The organism is Streptomyces sp. Ag109_O5-1 (assembly GCF_003814875.1).
GTDB lineage: Bacteria > Actinomycetota > Actinomycetes > Streptomycetales > Streptomycetaceae > Streptomyces > Streptomyces sasae.
In genome coordinates, this window is the sequence record NZ_RKQF01000001.1 from 1,411,035 (window position 1) to 1,432,869 (window position 21,835).

16 protein-coding genes are annotated in these 21,835 nt (G+C 71.0%); 6 read left to right on the top strand and 10 right to left on the bottom strand.

What is annotated here, in order from left to right:
* The first annotated feature begins 18 nt into the window (after positions 1-18).
* The 3 genes from EDD90_RS06445 (at position 19) to EDD90_RS06455 (ending at position 4,602) form a co-directional block, all read left to right on the top strand.
* Entirely contained in the window at positions 19-1,854 is a 1,836-nt protein-coding gene (locus EDD90_RS06445; protein ID WP_123972171.1) for a LamG-like jellyroll fold domain-containing protein, read from the top strand.
* Between the two features lie 26 nt (positions 1,855-1,880).
* Positions 1,881-3,554, top strand: a complete 1,674-nt coding sequence (locus EDD90_RS06450) for a PHP domain-containing protein (RefSeq protein WP_123972172.1) — start codon at positions 1,881-1,883, stop codon at positions 3,552-3,554.
* Positions 3,555-3,708: 154 nt separating this feature from the next.
* Positions 3,709-4,602, top strand: coding sequence for an alpha/beta fold hydrolase (locus EDD90_RS06455; RefSeq protein WP_123972173.1), 894 nt, complete (start codon positions 3,709-3,711; stop codon positions 4,600-4,602).
* A gap of 28 nt (positions 4,603-4,630) precedes the next feature.
* Here the strand turns inward: EDD90_RS06455 and fxsT are convergent, their stop codons facing one another.
* From fxsT to EDD90_RS06495, 8 genes are all read right to left on the bottom strand, one after another.
* The gene (fxsT, locus tag EDD90_RS06460) at positions 4,631-8,716 is read right to left on the bottom strand and encodes an FxSxx-COOH system tetratricopeptide repeat protein (RefSeq protein WP_123972174.1); all 4,086 of its coding nucleotides are present in this window, start codon (positions 8,714-8,716) and stop codon (positions 4,631-4,633) included.
* Positions 8,703-10,010 (bottom strand): TIR-like protein FxsC, encoded by a 1,308-nt coding sequence (locus tag EDD90_RS06465; RefSeq protein ID WP_123972175.1) that lies wholly within the window; start codon positions 10,008-10,010, stop codon positions 8,703-8,705. The genes fxsT and EDD90_RS06465 overlap by 14 nt, the downstream gene beginning before the upstream one ends.
* A gap of 48 nt (positions 10,011-10,058) precedes the next feature.
* On the bottom strand, positions 10,059-10,895 hold the full coding sequence (locus EDD90_RS06470) for an aminoglycoside N(3)-acetyltransferase (protein ID WP_260327671.1): 837 nt from the start codon (positions 10,893-10,895) through the stop codon (positions 10,059-10,061).
* Positions 10,892-13,030 (bottom strand): FxsB family cyclophane-forming radical SAM/SPASM peptide maturase, encoded by a 2,139-nt coding sequence (locus EDD90_RS06475; RefSeq protein ID WP_123972177.1) that lies wholly within the window; start codon positions 13,028-13,030, stop codon positions 10,892-10,894. Before EDD90_RS06475 ends, EDD90_RS06470 begins: the two co-directional genes overlap by 4 nt.
* A 478-nt stretch (positions 13,031-13,508) precedes the next feature.
* Positions 13,509-13,964 (bottom strand): MaoC family dehydratase, encoded by a 456-nt coding sequence (locus EDD90_RS06480; RefSeq protein WP_123972178.1) that lies wholly within the window; start codon positions 13,962-13,964, stop codon positions 13,509-13,511.
* Positions 13,965-14,000: 36 nt separating this feature from the next.
* Entirely contained in the window at positions 14,001-15,512 is a 1,512-nt protein-coding gene (locus tag EDD90_RS06485; protein ID WP_123972179.1) for a long-chain fatty acid--CoA ligase, read from the bottom strand.
* 10 nt (positions 15,513-15,522) lie between these two features.
* A complete protein-coding gene (locus tag EDD90_RS06490; protein ID WP_123972180.1) occupies positions 15,523-16,398 on the bottom strand; it encodes an amidohydrolase family protein in 876 nt (291 codons plus the stop codon).
* Positions 16,398-17,315: an SDR family NAD(P)-dependent oxidoreductase gene (locus tag EDD90_RS06495; RefSeq protein WP_123972181.1), complete on the bottom strand. Its 918-nt coding sequence runs from the start codon at positions 17,313-17,315 to the stop codon at positions 16,398-16,400. Before EDD90_RS06495 ends, EDD90_RS06490 begins: the two co-directional genes overlap by 1 nt.
* 119 nt (positions 17,316-17,434) lie before the next feature.
* Here EDD90_RS06495 and EDD90_RS06500 point away from each other — a divergent pair, with 119 nt between their 5' ends.
* The 3 genes from EDD90_RS06500 to EDD90_RS06510 are packed head-to-tail and all read left to right on the top strand — an operon-like array spanning position 17,435 to position 20,076.
* The gene (locus tag EDD90_RS06500) at positions 17,435-17,968 is read left to right on the top strand and encodes a MarR family winged helix-turn-helix transcriptional regulator (RefSeq protein ID WP_394365529.1); all 534 of its coding nucleotides are present in this window, start codon (positions 17,435-17,437) and stop codon (positions 17,966-17,968) included.
* Positions 17,965-18,735 carry an IclR family transcriptional regulator gene (locus EDD90_RS06505; RefSeq protein ID WP_123972182.1) on the top strand — a complete coding sequence of 257 codons (771 nt, stop codon included), beginning with the start codon at positions 17,965-17,967 and terminating at the stop codon, positions 18,733-18,735. The genes EDD90_RS06500 and EDD90_RS06505 overlap by 4 nt, the downstream gene beginning before the upstream one ends.
* Before the next feature lie 9 nt (positions 18,736-18,744).
* Positions 18,745-20,076: a lanthionine synthetase LanC family protein gene (locus tag EDD90_RS06510; protein ID WP_311737199.1), complete on the top strand. Its 1,332-nt coding sequence runs from the start codon at positions 18,745-18,747 to the stop codon at positions 20,074-20,076.
* Here EDD90_RS06510 and EDD90_RS06515 read toward each other — a convergent pair.
* Positions 20,061-20,876 (bottom strand): hypothetical protein, encoded by an 816-nt coding sequence (locus EDD90_RS06515; protein ID WP_123972183.1) that lies wholly within the window; start codon positions 20,874-20,876, stop codon positions 20,061-20,063. The two genes, EDD90_RS06510 and EDD90_RS06515, sit on opposite strands and share 16 nt — an antisense overlap.
* A gap of 114 nt (positions 20,877-20,990) precedes the next feature.
* Positions 20,991-21,590, bottom strand: coding sequence for a sulfatase-like hydrolase/transferase (locus tag EDD90_RS06520; protein ID WP_123972184.1), 600 nt, complete (start codon positions 21,588-21,590; stop codon positions 20,991-20,993).
* Positions 21,591-21,835 lie beyond the last annotated feature (245 nt).

Genomic DNA, 21,835 nt, shown 5'->3' on the forward strand with positions numbered 1-21,835 from the left:
CACACTCACGGAGCACACGTGTGTACTTCGCATGACCACCCTCAGGGCGAGGCCGCGCAGGCCGGAGCCGGAAGACGCAACTTCCTCAGGGCCACCGCGCTGCTGGGCGCCGCCGCCACCGCGGGGGTGGCCCTGCCGGCCGTCGCCGAGGCGTCGTCCTCCGGGTCCGGCCGGCGGCCCGACCCGGAGAGCCGGCGCTTCACCCTCGCGGTGATGCCCGACACCCAGTACCTCTTCGACGGGCCGAGCATCAACCCGGCGCCGATCGAGGCCTCACTGCGCTATCTCCTGGAGCAGGGCGGCGAGTCCGACGAGAACATCGTCTTCCTGTCCCACCTCGGCGACCTCACCCAGAACGGTGCCGAGGAGGAGTTCGCCGCGATCAGCAAGGCGTTCGGGATCCTCGACCGGCACGGGGTCGGCTACAGCGTGCTGGCCGGCAACCACGACATCCGGTCGTCCACGGACGACCAGCGCGGCTCGACGCCGTACCTGGACGCCTTCGGACCGCAGCGCTTCCAGGGCAAGCCGACGTTCGGGGGCGCCTCTTCGGACGGCTACAACACCTACCACCTGTTCCGGGCGGCCGGGCGGGAGTGGCTGGTGCTGGCGCTGGACTGGCGGCTGTCGGCGAAGGGGTACACCTGGGCGAAGGACGTCATCGCCCGGCACCCGAAGGCGCCCGTCATCCTCACCACGCACGAACTGGTCGTGGACGACGACGAGTTGTCGTCGTACGGGCAGCAGCTGTGGGACCAGCTGATCGACGAGCACGACCAGATCTTCCTCACCCTCAACGGCCACTACTGGCCGGCCCGCCGCGCCACCCGCAAGAACGCGGCCGGCAACGAGGTGCACCTGCATCTGACGAACTACCAGAACCGCTACTTCGGCGGCGCGGCGATGATCCGCCTCTACCACTTCGACCTGGACCGCGACGTCATCGACGTGGAGACGGTCTCGCCGTGGATCCTCGGCCGGGCCGCGAAGGGCCTCAACGAGCTGGAGCGACAGGAGATGGAGCTCAGCGGCGACGCGGACCGCTTCTCCGTCGACATCGACTTCGCCGACCGCTTCGCCGGCTTCGACCCGGTGCCGGTCCGCCCGGCGCGCCCCGCGTCGCAGCTGCTGGTCCGGGGCACGGCCGCCTACTGGCGGTTCGACTCGGCGGTCTCCGGAACGGTCCGCGACCTGTCCGGCAACGGCAACGACCTCACCGTGGTCTCGGTGGGCGGCGGCACCCTCGGCTGGTCGGCGGACCACCACCCGGACCAACCGGGCCACGGCAGCCTGGAGTTCACGGGGTACAAGTCCCCGCTGAAGGGTGCGTACCTGAAGACCGTCGACGGTGCGCCGCTCAACTCGGCGACCTTCAAGGACGGTTACACCATCGAGGCGTTCTACCGGCTGCCCGCCGACTGGGACGCCTCGCACAACGCCTGGTCCGGCCTGGTCAGCCGCACCGGCCGCAACGGCTCGGTCGGCACGGTGACCGACGACCCCGACGAGCCCCTCGCGACCCTCTCCCTCTCCGACGGTCCCGGCCCGCAGTGGGCGGTGCACCCGCTCAACCAGCAGCAGCTGGCCACCAACTGGGGTGACGAGACCGACCCCGAGATCTGGTGGCACGTGGCCGTGGTCAACGACGGCCGGCACACGGTCTTGTACGTCCAGGGCTGCCCGGTGGCCCGCAACCCGCACGCCCCCGCGATCGGCATCGCCTCGTCCGGGAAGTCCTGGCTGCTCGGCGGCTACGAGTACGCGGACAAGATCGACCAGATCCTGCACGGCCGCCTCGGCGACGTCCGGATCGTCTCGCGGGCGCTGCCCGTCTCCTCCTTCATGACCCACTGACCCCCGTCACGAGGATCACCACTTTCATGACCGAGCAGCAGCTCCCCACCTGGGCCGACCCCGCCGTCGCCCCCGCCGAACTCGACGCCCAGGGTGTGTCGAGACGTCAGCTTCTGCGCCGTGCGGGCCTGTTCGGCGCCGCGTTCGCGCTCGGGTCGGCGACGACCCCGGCGTTCGCCGCGCCCGCGCAGCGCGGTCTGGGCGGCGAGGACCCGCGCCTCGCCTACCTGGTCGGCGACCACCACGTCCACTCCGTGTACAGCCACGACGCCAAGTACACGTTCTCCCAGCAGGCCCAGGCCGCCGCGAAGTACGGCCTGGACTGGATGGTGTTCAACGAGCACTCCAACTTCGGGCACGCCTACTACGGCGCGAAGCTGGAGCACGCGGAGATCCTCAAGGCCCGTGCCGCGAACCCGCGTCAGCTGATCTTCCAGGGCCTGGAGTGGTACATCCCGGCCGCCGAGCACTGCACGGTCTTCGCCGCGCCCGGCCCGAACGAGACCGACCTGCTCACCCAGTTCGAGCTGGCCTACGACGGCAAGCTGCTCGGCTACACCGACGGCTCCGCGGACGGCGCGAACACCGCCCGCAACGAGGCCCACGCCGTCAAGGCCATCCAGTGGCTGGCCGAGCAGCGCCGCACCGGCTACGTCGACGACGTCCTCGTCCTCGCCAACCACCCGCTGCGCCTCGGCATCGACTCCCCGCACGAGATGCGCAACTGGCGGGACGCGGCCTCCGAGATCATGATCGGCATGGAGGGCGCGCCCGGCGCCCAGGGTGCCGCGATCCCCGGCTGGCGCGGCACCACGTCCATCCGCGGCGAGTACGAGAACAAGCCCTCCGCACAGTCCTGGGCGGGCTACCCGGCGGACGCGTACCTGACGTACGGCGGCTTCGACTGGGCGACGGCGACGGTCGGCGGTCTGTGGGACGCGATGCTGTCGGAGGGCCGTCTCTTCACGATCACCACCAACTCCGACAACCACCGCACGGTCTTCGACACCTGGAAGAACGGCGACTGGCCGGCCGGCCAGAACTTCGACAACACCGGCAAGCTGCCCGACCCGGTGAACACCGACACCCCGCAGCCCGGCAGCGACTTCTGGCCGGGCGAGTTCAGCCGCACGCACGTCGGTGTGACCCGCTACGGCTACCGTGCGGTGATGGCGGGCCTGCGCGCGGGCCGGGTCTGGCTGGACCACGGCCACCTCCTCGACGGCCTCGACGTCCGGCTGAAGCGGGACTGCGACCACGGCAACGGCGTCACCCTGGGCGGGCGGCTGCGCGTCCGCAAGGGCGAGCGGATCACCCTGTACGTGACGGTGACGACCGCGTCCCGGGCCAACGCCCAGGGCATCCTGCCCCAGTTGGCGCACGTCGACGTGATCCGGGGTGCGGTGCGCGGCCCGGTCGCCGACCGCGACACCTGGCGGGCGCCCGACACGAAGGTCGTCCAGTCCAAGGACGTCAGCGACCGCAAGGGCACCTACACGCTGCGCATCCCGATCACCGCTGGCGACGAGTCCTTCTACGTCCGCCTGCGCGGCAGCGACGGCAAGCGGAACGGCACCGGCTACCTTGGCGCGTCGATCGACCCGCACGGCCCGATCCCGCACGAGCCGGGCAACGGCGACCCATGGGCGGACACCTGGTTCTACTCGAACCCGATCTTCGTCGACGTGGCCGGTTCCTGACGGATCGTCATCCTGGCGGCTCTCCTCCGCCCCCGCCTCTGCGATATCGCCAAAACTCCGCACACCCGGATGATCTGGGTCACCATGGGGAATGGCCGTTGCACGAGCACGAGGCATGCCGTAGCGGGCGGGGGCTCTCGAGGGGAGGCCGCGGATGCACAAAGAGGTGTCCACGGGGGACGGACGGCGATTAGCGGTCGAGGTCACCGGTGATCCGAAGGGCTCACCGGTGTTCCTGCTGCACGGCACCCCCGGAAGCAGGCTCGGCCCGGCACCCCGGCCGATGCTGCTCTACCACCAGCGGGTCCGGCTGATCACCTACGACCGGCCCGGCTACGGCCCCTCCGACCGGCTGCCCGGCCGCCTGGTGTCCCACGTGGCCGCCGACATCGCCGCCATCGCCGACTTCCTCGGTGTCGAACGCTTCTCCGTGGTGGGCCGCTCCGGCGGCGGACCGCACGCCCTGGCCTGCGCCGCCCTGCTGCCCGACCGGGTCACCCGGGTCGCGGTGCTGGTGAGCCTGGCACCGCACGACGCCGAGGGACTCGACTGGTTCGCCGGCATGGCGGCCTCCAACATCAACGAGTACTCCCAGGCCCTGGCCGGACCCGAACAGCTCGCGGCCAGTCTGCGAAAACGTTCCCTCGACATTCAGGCCGATCCACGCAAGCTGCTGGCCCAACTGCGCTGGGAACTGACGGAGTCCGACCTCCGGGTGGTGGCCGATGCCGGGATCCGGGCCATGCTCATGCGCAACTACCGCGAGGCGCTGAGTGTGTCCGCCGACGGATGGGTCGACGACGCGCTGTCCTTCTGCCGTCCCTGGGGCTTCTCACTGGCCTCGATCTCCGCACCGGTGCTGCTCTGGCACGGCGAACAGGACGTGTTCTCGCCGGCCAGCCACACGAGGTGGCTGGCCGACCGCATTCCGGGAGGCACGGCCGTCCTGCATCCCAGGGCCGCGCACTTCGCGTCGCTGCGCGTCCTGCCGCAGGTCATGACCTGGCTGCTGGGCGGGCGGTCCCGGCTGGGCGTCGACAACGTCTGAGGTCCGGCCGGCCAGGCCGCCCTTCCGGTCAGACCGTCAGCGGTTCCAGGTCCCGGTGGATGCGCTTGCCCTCGCGCACGGTCACCGTGTGCGGATGGTCCTCCCCGAGGCTGTGGGCGAGGTCCGCCTCTGCACCCGACTGGAGCTGGTCCGCCTCGGGGATCCGGCCCAGGGCCCGCAGGGTCACCGACAGGTTGACGCGTGAGACGACGGTGTCCGGGTGATCGGGGCCGAGGACCGCCTGGAACCCGGCGATGGCCTTGCGCTCCAGTTCCTCGGTCTCCCGCAGGCCCCCCAGCTCGGCCAGAGTGTTGGCGAAGTTGACCGCGCAGGACAGCGTGTACGGGTGCTGGTCGCCGAGCGCGTCCCGCAGCATGGCGAAGTTCTTCTCCAGCAGGGTCCGGGCCCGGCCGGCCTCCCCCGCCCCGCGCAGGAAGATGCCGAGGTTGTTCACGGCGGCCAGGGTGGCCGGATGCCGCTCGCCGGGCGCCGTCCGGTACTGCCGTACGGTGCTCTGCGCCAGTTTCAGCGCCTCGTCGCGGGCGCCGGTGGCGTACAGGTCCGTCGCGTAGTTCAGGGTGCAGTCCAGCACGTCCGGGGTGGCCGGGGGCGTGCCGCGCAGCCGGTAGTGCTCGCGGGTCTGCTGGGTCAGAGCGCGTGCCTCGTCCACCTGCCCGGCCTTGCGCAGCGACACGGCCAGGCACTTGGCCATCCGCAGGGTGTCCGGGTGGGCCTCGCCGAACAGGCCCATGTACGTCTGCAGGCCCGAGCGCAGCAGCGTGATCGACTCCTCGTACTCACCGACCTCGCGCAGATCGCGGCCCAGGTTGAGCACGCTGAGCAGGGTGTACGGGTGGGCGGCGCCCAGCCCTTCGCGACGCTGCTGGTAGACCTCCTCGTCGACGTCGCGGGCCTCGCCGTAGCGGCCGAGCAGCCGAAGGCACCAGGCCCGGTTGTTGTTGGCGGAGAGCGTGCGCGGGTGGTCGTCGCCGAAGCTCTCGCGGAAGCCGACGTACGCCTCCGTGGCCGTCTCCAGAGCGTCGTCGAACCGGCCGATGCTGCCGAGGTCCGTGGCCAGGGCGCTGGCCGTCATGAGGATGTGCGGATGCCCCGGGAGCAGCACCTCGCGCTGCCGGGTCAGGGTCCGGTCGCCCAGGTCCGCGGCCTCCACGTACTTGCCGAGCGAACGCAGCACATTGGTCATGTGGAACTGCAGGTACAGCAGCTGGGTCTGGAGGTTGGCCGCGTAGCGTCGCTCCTCGGCGAGCGTGCGCGGCGCCCGCGCGTCGCCGCTGCCGCCGGCCCCTGGGCCCGGCGCCGCACCGCCGTCGGCCTTCTCCCGTTCGAGCTGCGCGACGCGCGCGCGGCTGCGCGCCAGTTGGCGCTCCCACAGGGCGTGCAGTTCCGCGCCGAAGGCGTTGGCCCGGTCGAGGTCGCCGCGCTTCCACAGGTAGCGAAGGCGGTCGATGAGCAGTTGCCGGGTCCCGGGCTCGTCGCAGGTACTCGCCTCGGAGGCCTCCAGGTGCGGCCAGATCGCCTCGAAGACGGGCTGGTACTTGGGGTCGTCGATGGGCTCCTCGCCCGGGGGCCGGGCGCCGGCGAGGACGCGGTGCACGATGTGCTGGGCGTCCTCCTGCGCGCGTGGTGTGAGCTGGTCGCGGATCACGGCCTGGACCAGGCGGTGCACCTGCATCGTGCCCGCCGCGCGGTCGATCTTGGCGAGGGCGAACCGGCCGATCTCGCGGATCACCTGGCCGAGGACCATCTTCTCCTGGAGCGAGGGGTCGTCCTCGGCGAGCACGCGGGTCATCTCGTCGCCGTAGACCAGGTTGTCCAGGGAGATCGGCTCGGCGGCGAAGAAGGCGCAGAGCTGGAGCAGACGGACGGCGGCCGGGGAACGTTCCTTCAGCCGTTGGATGGAGACGTTCCAGATGGCTCCGACCGGTTCCGGGTAGTCCGTCGGCCGGCTCAGCGACAGTACCCGCTCGGTCTGTTCCTCCAGTTCCGCGAGGTAGGTGTCGACGCGCGTGCCGGTCTCCGCGAGCCAGGCGCCCGCCTGGTCGAGTGCGAGGGGCAGGTCACCGACGGCTTCGGCGACCCGGTCGGCCTCCTGCGGGGTGAGGCCCGCGGCCCGGCGCAGCAGGTGCTCGATGCTCTCCTCGCGCAGGAACGGGTCGATCTCGATAGCGTCGGAGATCTGCAGCCAGGTCTGGTCGCGGGAGGTGACCAGGATGTGTCCCCTGCCGTCGGGGAAGTGTTTGCGGAACTCGTTCGGCTCTCCGTCGGCGTTGTCGAACACCAGCAGCCAGCGCAGCGCCGGACTCGACTGCCGCAGATGGTCGCGGACGTCCTGGGCGACCTGCGCCGCGTCCTCTCCGACCCGCAGGCCCAGCTTGGCCGCCAGGGGCGCCAGGGCCGAGACGACGAACTCGTTCTTCTCCGAGGGGATCCACCACACTACGTCGTAGTCCGCGGCGAACCGGTGGGCGTACTCCAGTGCGATCTGTGTCTTGCCGACACCGCCGAGGCCGTACAGGGCGTATGTGGCCGGGGAGTTGCCGGAGCCGCCGCCGGTGAGCCCGTCACGCAGTCGTTCGAGGAGTGCGCTGCGGCCGGTGAAGTTGGTGTTGCGCTGCGAGGCGTTCCAGATCCGGGCGGCTCCGCCCGGGAAGCGGACCTCGGCCGGCGTGTCCTGGTCGGACGCCTCCCTGGCCAGGGCCGGTTTGCCGAGCGCCCTGAGCAGCGCGGAGGTATCGCTCTGCTCCAGGATGCGAACGGTGTCCGCTGACGCCGCCGACTCGCTGAACGCCGACGAGGGGCGGAAGTCGCCGACCCGGACCGCGACCACCTGGCGCCGGCCGGTGTGGGAGCCGCCGGCCGCCGCCTCCCACACCTGGAGGGCGCGCGCGGAGCGCTGGTACGCCTGGGACATCACGACGACGGTGCGGTCGGCCGGTTTCTCGGCGCCGTCGTCCTCGCAGCCGACGTACTTCAGTACGACCCTGAAGCCCGTGCGGGACAGCGCCGAGGCGATCCAGTCGGCCCACATCCGGTCCTCGGAGACATAGCTGACGACCAGGTCGGCCGGGAGCGGCGTGCTGGTCCGGGTGAAGTCCTTGTTGACCCGCTGGCGGGTCTCCTCGTCCATGCGGGGCAGCGTCGTGACAGCCTGGTCGCTGATCACCCCGGTGAGCCGTTCGAAGGCCGACAGCAGGGAGTTCGGGCTGCTGCCGCTCTTGTCACCGAAGGTGGCCAGCGTCTCCTCGTAGGCGTAGAAGGGGCGGTACGGGACCTCGACCGCCCCCCAGTAGGCTGCCCGTTCCTCCTCGGACATGTCGGAGGGGAATCCGTCGAACTTCGCCCGGGCCAGGGAGCGGCCCGCGTCCGCCTTCACCTTCTCGCCCTCGTCGACGCGCATGGGCACGGGCAGGATGCGTATCCGGCGGCTGCGGAAGCGTTCCGCGATGTCGTGGGCGACCAGAGACGCCCCGTCGATGCTCTGGTCGCTGAGGGTGAAGCAGTCCACCAGCACGTCCGGCAGGTGGGCGGTGCAGATGTCGGCGATGTCGGAGAGGCCGGTGCGGCTGTCGATGAGGACGTAGTCGTAGTTCTCCCGCATGTCGTCGCGCAGCGCGTCGAAGAACAGGCCGCCGCCGAGCCGGTCGTAGAAGTTGTCCCAGTCGAAGGAGTTCACGACGGCCGAGTAGTCGCGGTTCTGCCGTCCGGCGGAGACCAGGTCGAGCGTGCCGGGCTCGGGGAACGGCCAGTTGAGGGAGACGGCGTGCCGCTGGATGCGGGCGTAGTCACGGTGCCAGTCGGCGGCCCGCGGCTTGCCCTCTTCGGCTTCGGGGTCGGTGGCCGCCCAGGCGTACTCGGTGAGCAGATCGATGACTCCGGTGGTGGCGCCGAGTGTGGCCGGGTCGAGGAACGGGTGGAAGAAGCGATGCAGCCCGGGGGCTTCCAGGTCCCAGTCGACGACGAGGACGCGTTTGCCGTTGGCGGCAAGGATCCAGGCGGTGTTGGCGAGTGCCATGGTCCGGCCGGTGCCGCCCTTGAACGAGTAGAACGTCACGATGCGGCCGTCATGGCTGTCCGGTCGGTCAGGGCTGCTCATCGCGGTTTCCCTCCTCGGCGTTGCGACGGTGTTGCGGTGGCCGACCGGCGTGACTGCCGGAATCGCCGACCCTGAATCGTTCGGTGCCCGTGCCGGACGGCGGATGGGCGGCGGCAGTACGCAGGTACTCCTTGGAGGCCCAGGTGACGACCTCCGGCAGCAGTTGGTTGAAGGTGCGGTGGTCGGGGATGCCCAGTGCCGCGGATCTGCCCGCCAGGCGCTGCCTGCTGGTCCGCAGCGGCATGGCGGACTCCACCTCGGCGGCCAGTTCGTGCTGGACGCCATGGCTGTCGGGATCCGCCTCGTTCCACGGGACGACCAGTCCGGTGGGCCGCGTGCTGTCCGCGTCGAACACCTTCAAACGCTCGCGGTGGCCGGGGTCGCGCAGCACCCAGCGGTCCAGGAGCAGGATCTCGGGGCCGTCGGCGGGCTCGGAGTCGTGGTCGAATTCCTGTACGACGGGACGGTAGTCGAGACGTCCCGCGACCGCCTCGGCCGTCCTGACCAGCGGTTGGTCGGACTCGGGGTGATAGGGGTTCCATGCGAGCGGCGAAGAACCGTAGCAGTCGGGGCTGCGTCCTTCGGGCAGCCGGTCCTGCGAGCCCGCCGCCACACTGATCCGGAGCGTGCGGCTCGCGGTCGAGCGCACTGCCCGCGGTGACGCGAAGGCGTCGTGCGCCGACTCGAGATGGGTGCCGTCACCGGGTTCCACGGCGATGCTCTCGCCCACCTCGACGATACGGCGGGCCAGTTGCAGCACCGCGCGCTGGTAGTCCGCCCGAAAGGAGTTGACCTTGATCAGTCCGTAGAGCCCGAACGTCCGGTAGCGGTTGCCCAGATCGGGATGGGTGTACTGCATGTCCCGTACGGTCTCGGGAAGTTGGCGGTCCGGAACGGGCGACCAGATGGCCGGTACCACCGCGCTCGGTGTGCCGGCTTCCCCCTTGTCCACGAACTCCGCGTGGCGTCGGCCGAATACCGTCCATTCCCTGCCGCACCACGGGCTGATGAAGTAGCGGGGTGAGTACAGCGGCACGAACACCCGGCATCCGGTGAGCGACTGGGCGATTTCGTCGGGCCAGTTCTGCCCCGTGCGCAGGTTTCGGTCCATGAACCCCGCGTCGCTGCCCGACACCGTGGTCATGTGCCGTATGTGACCGGACAGGTCGCGGAAGAGACGGTGCACCCACAGGTCGGGATCGGAGTCGTCGTCGCCGTCCCCCGGGGTGTGGGCGTAACTGAGGAAGAAATAGGGGCCGGAGGCTTCCGACCCTCTTGGCTCCGACCACACCACGCGACCCCCCGATCCCGCCCCCGTCCCCGTCTCGCAGGGCGCGGACACTCAGTGTAGGAACCGTGCAGCAGTTTGTGACGGGTCCACGGAAACGCCGTGGGGTCGATTTTCGGCCAGCCATCGGACGGCGAAATCGACGGCGGGCGCCAGCGGGAACAACCGGGTGCGTGTGCCGCCGAGCCGCCCGTGCCGTACGAACGGGTCGGCACGCTCGGCGTCCTCGGCCTCGAAGGCGGCGCCCAGGGTCCCGAAGTCGTGGTCGTCGAGTTCGATGTCCTTGTAGGAGATCCAGCGCCGCTCGCCGTCGCGCAGGACCGCACAGCTGTACTCACGCCAGGGGGCGTCGCCGACCCGGTATTCGGCGAGATGGAAGGCGCTGCAGACCTCGTAGCCGACGCCGAGGAACAGCACCCGGGCGCCGGCGTCGTAGAGCCGGGCCAGTGGCGAGCGTTCCCCCAGGTGGCACTCCTCGTCGTGGTCCGCGAGCAGTTCGGCGGCCCGGCGGCCCACGGCGGCGAACGAGGTCTGCGGATGCGCGCTGCGAGCGGCTCCCGGGCCGCACCGTACGGCCTCGGCGAGCACGCCCATGTCCTCGGACGGTGTGCGCTCCGGGTCGAACGCCGGCATACGCCTTCGGTGGGCGGCCCGCTGACGCTCGGTCATGCCACGGGTGCGGGCGAGATAGGTCCGTGAGGTGTCGGAGTTGCCCGCGGTGAAGGCGGGCACGACCAACGTGCCGTGCGGGCCGAGGAGTTCGAGCAGGGCCGCCAGGACCGTGTCGGGCGGGGCGCCGATCCTGCGCAGGGAGGCGTGCACGAGCAGGGTGTCCCCGCTCCGCACGCCCAGCGCCCCGAGGCCCGCGCGGAGCGAGCGGTGGACCGTCACAGACTTCGGCCCATGCCGTCGACGAACCGCCGCCCGAGCGCGGTCAGTGAGGCGGCCGAGGCCAGCTCCTGCCATTGCGCGCGGGTACGGCGGCCTGATTCCGGGTTGTGTCGCAGGGCGTCGGTGGCCGCTCTCGCGTAGGTGTCGGCGAGCAGCCTGCCCGTGCGGGCGTCCGCCTCGTCGTAGAGGTCGCATTCGTCGAGCAGGACGTCCAGCAGACCGAGCCGGAATCCGCGCACGAGGTCGCGCGCGACCCGTACCGGGTCGCAGTCGAGGTGGAGTCCCAGCGCGGCGAAGCCTCCTCCGGGCGTGCCGGCGCGGGGGTCGACGCGGCCTGTGAGAGGGGTGATGACGCGCAGGCCCTGTGCCATCGCCGATGCCGTCCCGGGCAGGGCCTTGCGGATCGACGCCCAGGACTGTGGCAGGACATGTCGCCACTGCTCGGCCTCCTCGTCCGTCAGCCGCCCGGAGACCGGACCGCCGAAGCAGTCCCGGTGGGGGTCGACGTCGTCGATGACGACGTCCATCCCTTCGGCTCGGACCGACCGCAGGGGCTCCCAGTCCGGGGCCGGTCCGGAGAACCGAGAATACGTCAGGTCGATGGCGGTGAGCCCTGTTCGGACGCGAAGTCGTCCCAGTCCCGGCAGGTGGACGAGGCCGGAGCGCACCGGAACCCTGACGCTCTCGACGAGTCCGGCGGGCAGGGCGACGGCCGCCACGAGGCAGGCGAGGTCCCCCGGCAGGGCCCTGTCGTCGAGACAGCGTGCGGCCCAGGTCCGCGTGTAGGGGTGGGAGAGGAGGGCTTGCGTGAAGGTGCCGTCGCTGCGCCCCAGGTCGAGGGCGAGTTCCCACGCCGGGTCCCACAACTCGCGTTCCCGCGAGAGCTGTTCCTCGTTGAGCGTGCTCAGCAGTTCACGGGTGACGGCCTGCCTGACCCGGGCCAGCGCCCGCAGGGCCGTTCCGTCGTCGGTGCCGTCGGCCAGTGCGTCGAAGCCGTCGACCGGACGGTCGGCTCCGGCACCGGTGCGGGCGTCGAGTCCGCGGACCAGTTCCTCCAGGTCCGCGCAGAAGACCGAGGGGTTGGCGAATCCGGTTCCGTCGCCGCGGTAGCGGTGGGCGAACAGGCCGCCGCCGCACGAACGCACCACGGGGCAGGTACGGCACTGCTCGGCCAGGTCGTCCGCTCCGTGCTGCCGGGCCGTCATGCCGGGATGCCGGGCCACTTCGTCGAGCGTGTGCCGGAAGACGTCCATACCGGTCACGGGTGCCCCGTCGTAGGCGGTCTTCAGGGAGTCGGCCTGTTCGTAGGTTCCGTCGGTCTCGATCACGACGACGTCGGCCGACTCCAGCCCCATCGACTCGGTGAGGCCCGGGCCGCCGCCGAGCGTGCTGATCACGGAGTCGAACAACCGTACCGGCATAGGGCGGCCCTGGGCGTTCCAGCGGTCGTGGACGGCCAGCAGCCAGTCGGCGTACGGGGTGGACGCACCGTCGGGACGCAGCGGCGGTGCGTCCCAGGTGGCGTGCGGAAGCAGGAAGTCGATCCGGGGGGCTGCTGTGGCGGCCAACGCGTCATAGACGGCGGCAGGATCGTTGCGTACGTCGATGGTGCACAGGATGCCTGCGAACAGGTGACGGTAGCGGTCCCCGTTCAACAGACCGATCGCCTTGAGTACCTTGTCGTGGCTGCTGCGGCCGTCGGCGAACAGCCGGTGGCGGTCGTTGGCCGCCCGGTCTCCGTCCAGGGAGACGCCCACCCGGACGCCGAACTCGGCGAACAGATCGAGGTAGCGTTCACTCAGTTGGACGCCGTTGGTGTGGATGCGCAGATCAAGTTCGGACACGCCGTGCAGAGCGGTACGCAGCGCGTGGCAGACGTGCCGTAAGCGTGCCGGTCCGGCGAGCAGGGGCTCGCCTCCGTGCAGGATCACCTGAACGGAGGCGAGTTCGTGGTTCCGGGCATGCTCGGCCAGCCGGAGTGCCGCCCGGGAGACGACCTCGTCCGAGATCACCCTGGGCCGGGAACTCCAACTCTGGTCGGCGTGTTCGTACACGTAACAGTGCCGACAGGCCAGATCACACCTGCTGTGCACCTTGAGCACGAGCTGCCGCAGTGGAACGAGCGGACCGGTCACGACAAGCTGGTCGATTCGTCAGATGGACGAGTTGAACGTGACCCCTGCCTCCTTGTGAACCCGGGTGGCCGAGAGGGCCCGGCGCACTCCTCGGACGCTCTTCGGAGCGCGTGGGGCGTCGAGACGCAGCGCAGGCCCGAAAGACTCGACGGCGACCACCGGCTGCACGGTTCTTGCAGCGAGGCTTACTGGATTGGTCACGGCGTTCCCTGTCGGAAGGGCTGCCCGGAAGGGCAGAGGTGAACGCCCTTCGCCGGTGACTCGGGGAAGGGAGTGTTTATGGCAGAACGCTACCGGTGGCCGAGGCGCAATGGAGGCGTTTCAGCCACGGCATATCCATTTTCCCAGGTCACTGGTGAGACGCCTGTTGTCGGTGTGACTCCGCTCGGGTGACGGTGCGGCCGGAGGTGGACGGCATGCGGCCGGTGGAGCAGGTGGTCGCTCGTCAGCGTAGCGGGGAACAGGCGCCGACCGCCCGTCAGACGTAAAATCGCGACAGACTCTGCAGCACCGCCGCCGGCTTCGTGGCGCCCTCGATCTCGATCGTCCCGTCGACGGCGATCTGAACCCCGCCGGGTACGTCCTCGACCTCCGTGAGGCGGGCGGTCAGGCGGATGCGGGAGCCGACCTTCACCGGGGAGGGGAAACGGACCTTGTTCAGGCCGTAGTTGACCTTCGTGGTGACGCCCTGGACGTCCAGGAGTTCGGTGAACAGGGGGATGAAGAGGGACAGGGTGAGGTAGCCGTGGGCGATCGGGGCGCCGAAGGGGCCCTTCGCCGCGCGCTCGGGGTCGACGTGGATCCACTGGTGGTCGCCGGTCGCGTCGGCGAAGGTGTCGATGCGGTCCTGGGTGACCTCGATCCAGTCGCTGCTGCCCAGGTCGCTGCCCGCGAGCTTCTTCAGTTCGTCGAGGCCGTTGACGGTGACGCTCATGTCGTTTTCCTTGTCTGGGAGTTGTCCAGGAGTTGTCTAGGAACCGGAACCGGAGCCGTAGCGCTTGCGCACGCGGGACTTGAGGAGTTTTCCGGAGGCGGTGCGCGGGAGTTCGTCCGCGAGCACCAGGGTCTTGGGGAGCTTGTACTTGGCGAGGCGTCCTGCCAGGGAGGCCAGCACCTCGTCCGGGTCGAGAACCGCGCCCTCGCGCGGGACGACCACCGCGCGCGGCACCTCGCCCCACTTGTCGTCCGGGACGCCGATGACCGCGCACTCGACGATGTCCGGGTGGGTGAGGAGCAGGTCCTCGATCTCGGCGGGGTAGATGTTCTCGCCACCGGAAATGATCATGTCCTTGAGGCGGTCGACGATGAACACATAGCCGTCCTCGTCGACCCGGGCCGCGTCCCCGCTGCGGAACCAGCCGTCCGTGAAGGAGGCCGCCGTCTCCTCAGGCAACCCCCAGTAGCCGGGCATGACATGGGGCCCGCGGACCACCACCTCGCCGGGTTCGCCGACGTCGACCGCGCTCAGGTCGGGCCGTACCACCCGTACGTCGCTGAAGAAGTGCGGTACGCCCGCCGAGCCCGCCTTGCCGATCGCGTGCTCGGCGTCGAGGAAGAGGGTGCCGGGCGAGGCCTCGGTCATGCCGTAGCCCTGCAGGAAGGTCAGTCCCCGTTCCTGGTAGGCCGCGATCAGCGGGGTGGGGACCGGGGAGCCGCCGCAGGTGAGGATGCGGAGGGAGGAGAGGTCGGCGGCCGCCCAGCGGGGGTGCCGGGCGATCTGGTCGAACATCGTCGGGACCCCGAACATGAAGGTGATCCGGTGCCGTTCGATCAGGTCGAAGGTGGCTTCCGGGTCGAAGGACTCGACCAGGACACAGGTGCCGCCCTTGAGGAGGACCGGGAGGGTGAGCATGTTCAGGCCCGCCGTGTGGAACAACGGGGCGGAGACCAGGGCGCGTTCGTCGGCGATCAGGTCGGTGTCGACCAGGACGTTGATCGCGTTCCAGGTCAGGTTGGCGTGGGTGAGCATCGCACCCTTGGGGCGGCCGGTCGTCCCCGAGGTGTACATGATGATGCAGGTGTCGTCGGGGGTGACGGGTTCGTCCATCGGGTCGTCGGCCGCCGACTCCAGCAACTCCTCGTACTCGGCGCCCACCTCGACGTACGTCCGGACGTCGGTGGTGCCGGGCAGGCCCGCCACCAGGCCGGCGTGCGAGGGGCCGTAGAGGAGGGCCTTGGCGCCGGAGTCGGCGAGCTGGTAGGCGATCTCGGGGCCCGCCAGGCGGGTGTTGAGCGGGACGAAGACCGCGCCGAGGATACCGGCCGCGAACAGGGTCTCCAGGTAGGCGGGGTGGTTGGGGCCGAGGTAGGCGATGCGGTCGCCGCGGCGGATGCCCCCCGCCCGCAGGGCGTGGGCAAGGCGGGTGGTGCGGTTGTGCAGGGTGCGGTAGTCGGTCGACCGGTCACCGTGCACCAGCGCCGTGCGGTGCGGGGTCTTGCGGGCCCGGCGTGCAGGCCATGAGCCCAGTCCCTCGTTGCGCATCTGCGGCCCCTTATGGCTTGGTCAGCCCGAGCAGACGGGCGGCGTTCTCCTTGAGGATCTTCGGCCGTGCCTCGTCCTTGATCGGCAGCTTCGCGAAGTCGGCGAGCCACCGGTCGGGGGTGAGGACGGGGAAGTCCGAGCCGAACAGCACCTTGTCCTTGAGCAGTGTGTTGGCGTACTGCACCAGCTGCGGCGGGAAGTACTTCGGCGACCAGCCGGACAGGTCGATGTGCACGCCCGGCTTGTGGGTGGCGACGGCGAGGGCCTCGTCCTGCCAGGGGAAGGAGGGGTGCGCCAGGATGATCTTGAGGTGCGGGAAGTCGGCGGACACGTCGTCGACGTGCAGCGGGTTCGAGTACTTGAGACGGATGCCGCCGCCGCCCGGGACGCCGGCGCCGATGCCGGTCTGGCCGGTGTGGAAGAGGGCGATGGTGCCCGTCTCCTCGATCACCTCGTAGAGGCCGTACGCCACGGCGCGGTCGTTCGGGAAGAACCCCTGGATGCTGGGGTGGAACTTGAAGCCCTTCACCCCGTACTCCTCGACCAGACGGCGGGCCTGCCTGATGCCGGCCTTGCCGCGGAAGGGGTCGATGGAGGCGAAGGGGATCAGCACGTCGGAGTTGGCGGCCGCGGCTTCGGCGACCTCCTCGTTGGGGACCGGTGCGGTGCCGGTGGCGGACTCGGCGTCCACCGTGAAGATCACGGCCGCCATGTTCCGCTCGCGGTAGTAGGCGGCGGTCTCCTCGATGGTCGGCTTCCGCTTGCCCTCGACCTTGAAGTAGGCGGAGGAGGCGTCGTGCAGGTCGTCGTCGAGGGAGGAGTGGCCCTTGGAGGAGATCTCGGCGTGGGTGTGGACGTCGATCGCCGTCAGTGCCTCGATGTCCATCACGCCTCCGGGAGCTTGGGCGCGGGGATGCCCACGGTCTGGAGTTCGGCGCCGACCGAGGTGGGGAAGGCGTCGGCCAGGGTGTCCGGGGTCCAGCCGCCGTCGGCGTAGGCCGCCCGGATCTCCTGGGGGTGCGACCAGAGTGCCACCTTGTCGCCGCCGATGCCGATGGCCTGGCCGGTGATTCCGCGGGCGGCCTCCGAGGCGAGGAAGGGGACGAGGGCCGCGCAGTCCTCGGGGGTGCCGAAGCCCTCGCCCTTGCGCAGGAAGTCCGGGAGCGGCTCGCCGTTCTTCATCGCCTCGACGTAGGGGGCGAAGGCGGGGATGGTCTCGGTCATCGCGGTGGCGGCCACCGGGACGATCGCGTTGACGGTGATGTTCGCCCGGCCCAGCTCCATCGACCAGGTGCGGGCCATGGCGGCGATGCCCGCCTTGGCGGCCGCGTAGTTGGTCTGGCCGAAGTTGCCGCGCTGGCCGGCCGGGGAGCCGACCAGGATCAGGGTGCCGCCCTCGCCCTGCTCGCGCATCCGCACGGCGGCGGCGCGGGCGCAGGTGAAGGTGCCCTTGAGGTGGGTGGCGATCACCGCGTCGAAGTCGTCGTCGGTCATCTTCCAGAGCACCTTGTCGCGCAGGATGCCCGCGTTGGTGACCAGGGCATCGAGGCGGCCGAACTCCTGGACCGCCCTGTTCACGAGCCGGTCGGCGGCCTCGGCGGTGCCGACCGGGACCACCTCGGCGACGGCGGTGCCGCCGGCCTCGGTGATGGACTTCACGGCCTGCTCGGCGACGGCCTCGTCCACGTCGTTGACGACCACGGAGACGCCGTGGGCGGCGAGGGCATGGGCGTAGGCGAGGCCGAGACCCCGGCCGCTGCCGGTGACGACGGCGGCCTTGCCGGTGAGATCGATGGTGGGCACGGGCGGTGTCCCTTCACGAACGACGGTTACGACTGCGCAACGACGGTTGCGACTCCGAGATCGAAGCTAAGAGCAATAATTGTTGACGTCAATAGTTGTTGTCATCCAACGGGTGCGCCATGCTGGAATGCGTGCCACAGACCGCCCCACCGCCCGGGGCCCGTACCAGGGAGACCGCCATCACCCGCCAGCAATCCGAGAACCCGGCCTCGATCGACGCGGACGAACCGTGGATGCGCGGGCTGCACGCGGACACCGGTTACCTGCTGTACCGCCTCGGTCTGCGCTCGGGGCAGTTGTTCAACACGTTCCTGCAGGAGTCGGGAGTGCGGCTGCGCCACTACGCGGTGCTGCGTTTCCTCGCCACCGCGGAGGGCGCGCTGCAGCGGGAGCTGAGCACCCGGCTCGGCTACGACCCGAGCGCGATCGTCGGCTTGGTCGACGACCTGGAGAAGCTGGGCTTCGCCGAGCGGCGCCCCTCCCCCGACGACCGCCGCAGCCGGATCGTCGTCCTGACCGAGGCCGGCCGGGAGTTCCTGCGGGACACCGACGAGGCGGGCCAGCGGGTGACGAACGACCTGCTGGGCCCGCTCGACCCCGCCGAACGCCAGGCGCTGCACGACCTGCTGCTGCGCGTCGCCGACCGGCCATGACGGCCGCCGCCCGCTCCGCGCCCGACCGGCTGCTCGCGGTCCTGGCCGCCTTCGACCACGGACATCCGGCGCTGAGCCTCACCGACATCAGCCGCCGGGCCGGGCTCTCCCTGACCACTGCGCACCGGCTGGTCGGCGCGCTCACCGAGTGGGGCGCGCTGGAGCGGGACACCGACGGCCTGTACCACGTGGGGCTGCGGCTCTGGGAGCTGGCCGCGCTGGCACCTCGGGGTCTCGCGCTGCGCCAGATCGCGCTGCCGTACCTGGAGGACCTGTACGAAGCGACCCACGAGAACGTGCAGTTGGCGGTGCGGGACGGGTCCGAGGTCGTCTACATCGAGTGGCTGTCGGGGCGTTCGGCGGTGGGGGTGCACATCCGGGTGGGCGCCCGCTGGCCGCTGCACGCGACGGGGGTGGGGCTGGCGCTGCTCGCACACGAGACGCCCGCCTTCCAACAGGAGTACTGCGCTGGGCCGTTGGCGTGCTTCACGCCGTACACCATCACGGATCCGGCCAGGTTGCGCCGTTCACTGGCCGAAGTGCGGCGCACGGGTGTGGCAGTGAGCAGCCGTCAGGTCACCGACGACGCGCTGTCGGTGGCGGCTGCGGTGCGCGGGGCCACGGGGCAGGTGGCCGCGGCCGTCTCGGTGGTGGTGCCCCAGGCCGACGCCCAGGTACCGGCGTTGGTCCCGGCGGTGCGGCTGGCCGCGCGGGGCATCTCGCGGGCGCTGGGCTGGCAGCCGGAGCGGACGGACCGGGCCGTGTAGCGTGGCCGGGTGACGGCGAGCGAGGTGTATCGGGAACTGGGCGAGGCCGCCTGGTCATGGGTGCTGGACCAGGTACGGGAGGACGAGGGGCCCTGGCTGCCGGAGACGGTGGCCGAGGAGGAGGCCCAGGATCTCGCACCCGGGGAGGACCGGGACTCGCTGTACGCGGGCATCGCGGGGCTGGCCCCGGTGCTGGCGGAGATCGCGCGGTACCGGACGCTCAGCGAGCGGGAACAGACTCTGGCGGCCGGCATCGTGCGCCGCCTGTCGGCGCAGGCCCCCGTCGTGGCCGAACCCTCCCTCTACATCGGCCTGGCGGGCCACGCCACGGCACTGCGGCTCCTCGAACCGGGCAGCGAGGCGGTCGTGCTGCGGCGGCTCGCCGGGCTCGCGACCCCCGAGGGCTGGCGGACCACCACCACGTTCGTACCGGACTCCGACGCGCCCCTGACCGACATCATCATGGGCGTCGCGGGCGTGGTCATGACGGCCGTCTGGGCGGGCGGAGAGTACGCGGAACCGATCGCGACGACCGGCGGCGAAGCCCTGCTGCGGATGGCCGACAGGACCGAGGCGGGCCTGGACTGGGGGATCTCGCCGAGCACGGAGTGGCGGTGCCCGAACTACTCGCACGGTGCCGCCGGGGTGTCCGCCGCCCTGGCGGTGGCGGGCGCGACGCTGCACCGCGAGGACTTCGTCACGGCCGCCGTGGAAGGAGCCCGGCACGTGTTGTCCATGGGCTCGCTGGCGGACGGCGGCTTCATCGTCCCGCACACGATTCCGCCGTCGAAGCGCGAGGTGGAACCGGTCACGTACACCTGGTGCCACGGCCCGGCCGGCACCTCGCACCTGTTCGCCGCGCTGACGCACGCGGGGGTCGAGGAGGTGGCGGGCCACGAGGTGGCCGCGCTGCGGCAGCGCTGTCTGGCCTCGACCCTCGCCTCGGGAATCCCGGAGCGGCTGCGTCCCGGGTTCTGGGACAACGACGGCCGCTGCTGCGGCACGGCGGGGGTCGGGGACATCCTCCTGGACGCGGCACAGGACTGCGCGGGGACGCCCCGTGCGGACACGCTGTCCGGCGGGGCGGTGCGGATGGGCGACGCGCTGGTGGAGCGGGCGATCACGGACGGGGCGGGTGCCTACTGGCGGTTCCTGGAGCACCGCAACGATCCCCCGCTGCTGCCGCCGGGCACGTCGTGGATGCAGGGCGCGGCGGGCATCTCGGCGTATCTGCTGCGTCTCGCGCGGTATCTCGAGACCGGTCCGGATGCTCCGGTCGTGGACCGGCCGGACCAGTGGTGGGCGGTGCCGGCGCACGTCCGGGGTCAGAGAGCGCTGTAACAGGGTCCGGGGGTGAGCTTCTCGGCGGTCACGGACCCGGCCTGGGCGCGGAACTCGTAGCAGTCCCGCCCCAGCGGCCACTCGTTGGTCATCAGCCAGGCGCGGACCACCAGCCGGCCTCCCGAGAGATCGAGATCCCGCATCGCGAGTTCGATGCCCCGGCTCCGCCACACCGGGTCGTCGTACGCCGCTTCCGGTCCGGCGCGGCGGTAGGCGGAGCGCAGTGCGGCGACCACGTGGGCGGCGGTCCCGGCCGACAGCCGGGACGTCTCGTCGGGCGTGCCGTTGCAGCCTTTGTCGGAGAGCTGCCGGACCGACACCTCCGGCGGCCGGACCCGGAACTCGTAGCAGCCGCCGGCCTCGGTGTCGCCGAAGAGGACGGCCGGTGCGACGCCCGTGATCCGTGCGGTCACGGTGACGGTGTCGCCCTGCCTGCGCACCCACGCACGGGGCCGGTACGGGGCGCCGGTCACGTCCTGGTCGATCTCCCGGTAGAGCAGGGTGCCGTCCGCCGCGGACCTCCGCAGCCGGGACGCCGACTCGGTGACGGAGGCCCGCAGGTCGGCGCGGGCCTGGCTGCGGTAGTGGGCGGGGCCGATGGCACCGAGCCATGCCCAGGCACCGATCACCATCAGCAGGGCGGTCACCAGCACGACCAGGCAGCCGTTCCACAGACAGCCCGCGACACCGCCCCTCCCGAGCGAACTCCCCCGGGCCGCCTCGTCCGGTGGCCGCAGGTGCGGATCATCGCGTCGCACGGCCCGCTCCAGCCGATGGTCCCGCAGTCTGTCGTCCCCCATGCCCCCAGGCTGCCCCCCAATACAACGGCCGACGGGACCCGTTTCCGACACGTGATCGAATCGGGGCCCCGACGGAGACGTTCCGTCAGCCGGCCGTCGCGGTCGCCGTGTACGTCACCTCGTCGTCCCCGTGGTGGGCCGTGCCCCGGCAGGTGAGCGTGGTGGCGGTGGAGACCTGGGGGCGGGTGACCTGCCAGTGCGTCGTGAGGTGTTCGCCGGGGTCCAGGCGGGTCGCGGCGGCCGCGCCCCGGGGGCGGTGCGGTAGCCGAGCGCCCTGAGCGCCTCGGCGAAGGTGAAGTCCTTGTCGGTGAGGGCGCCCTGGCCGCCCGGTCCGAAAGGGTTGTTCCGCACGGTCGCGTGCCCGCTGTGCAGGCCGGTGAGCAGCGAGCAGCGCGAGGGCGCGCACACCGGGGCGGCCGCGTAGGCCTGGGTGAAGCGCAGGCCCTCGGCGGCGAGGGCGTCCAGGCGCGGGGTGTGCATCAGCTGCTGGCCATAGGAGCCGAGTTCGCCGTAGCCGAGGTCGTCGGCGAGGATCACCACGAAGTTGAGCCGGTCGGACGGGCTCTGCGCGGCGGATGCCGCGGCAGCGGGCTTGACGGTGTGCCGGGCCTGCCGGGCGGACTGCGCCTGGTCCCCGTCCTCGCATGCCGTGGCCGCGGCGAGCGCGGCGGGCGCGGCGACGGCCCCGGTGAGGAAACGGCGGCGGCTGGGCATACGGATCCCCCGGGGTGACGGCGGTGCGTGCTGCTGGACAGATGGTGATCGCTGCCGTCCGTCCAGGACCATGCTCACACTGTGAACACTCTGTTTCGACAAATGGGTTCGTCTCGTGACGAGGGAATCTCGGGGTCTGAGGTTCCCTCTCCATGACATCAGAATGATCACAAACGGAAGCCGCACCCCTTCACCCAGGGGTGCGGCTTCCGGCCGTCGGTTCGTCCGTGCCGGTCGCCGGCGCT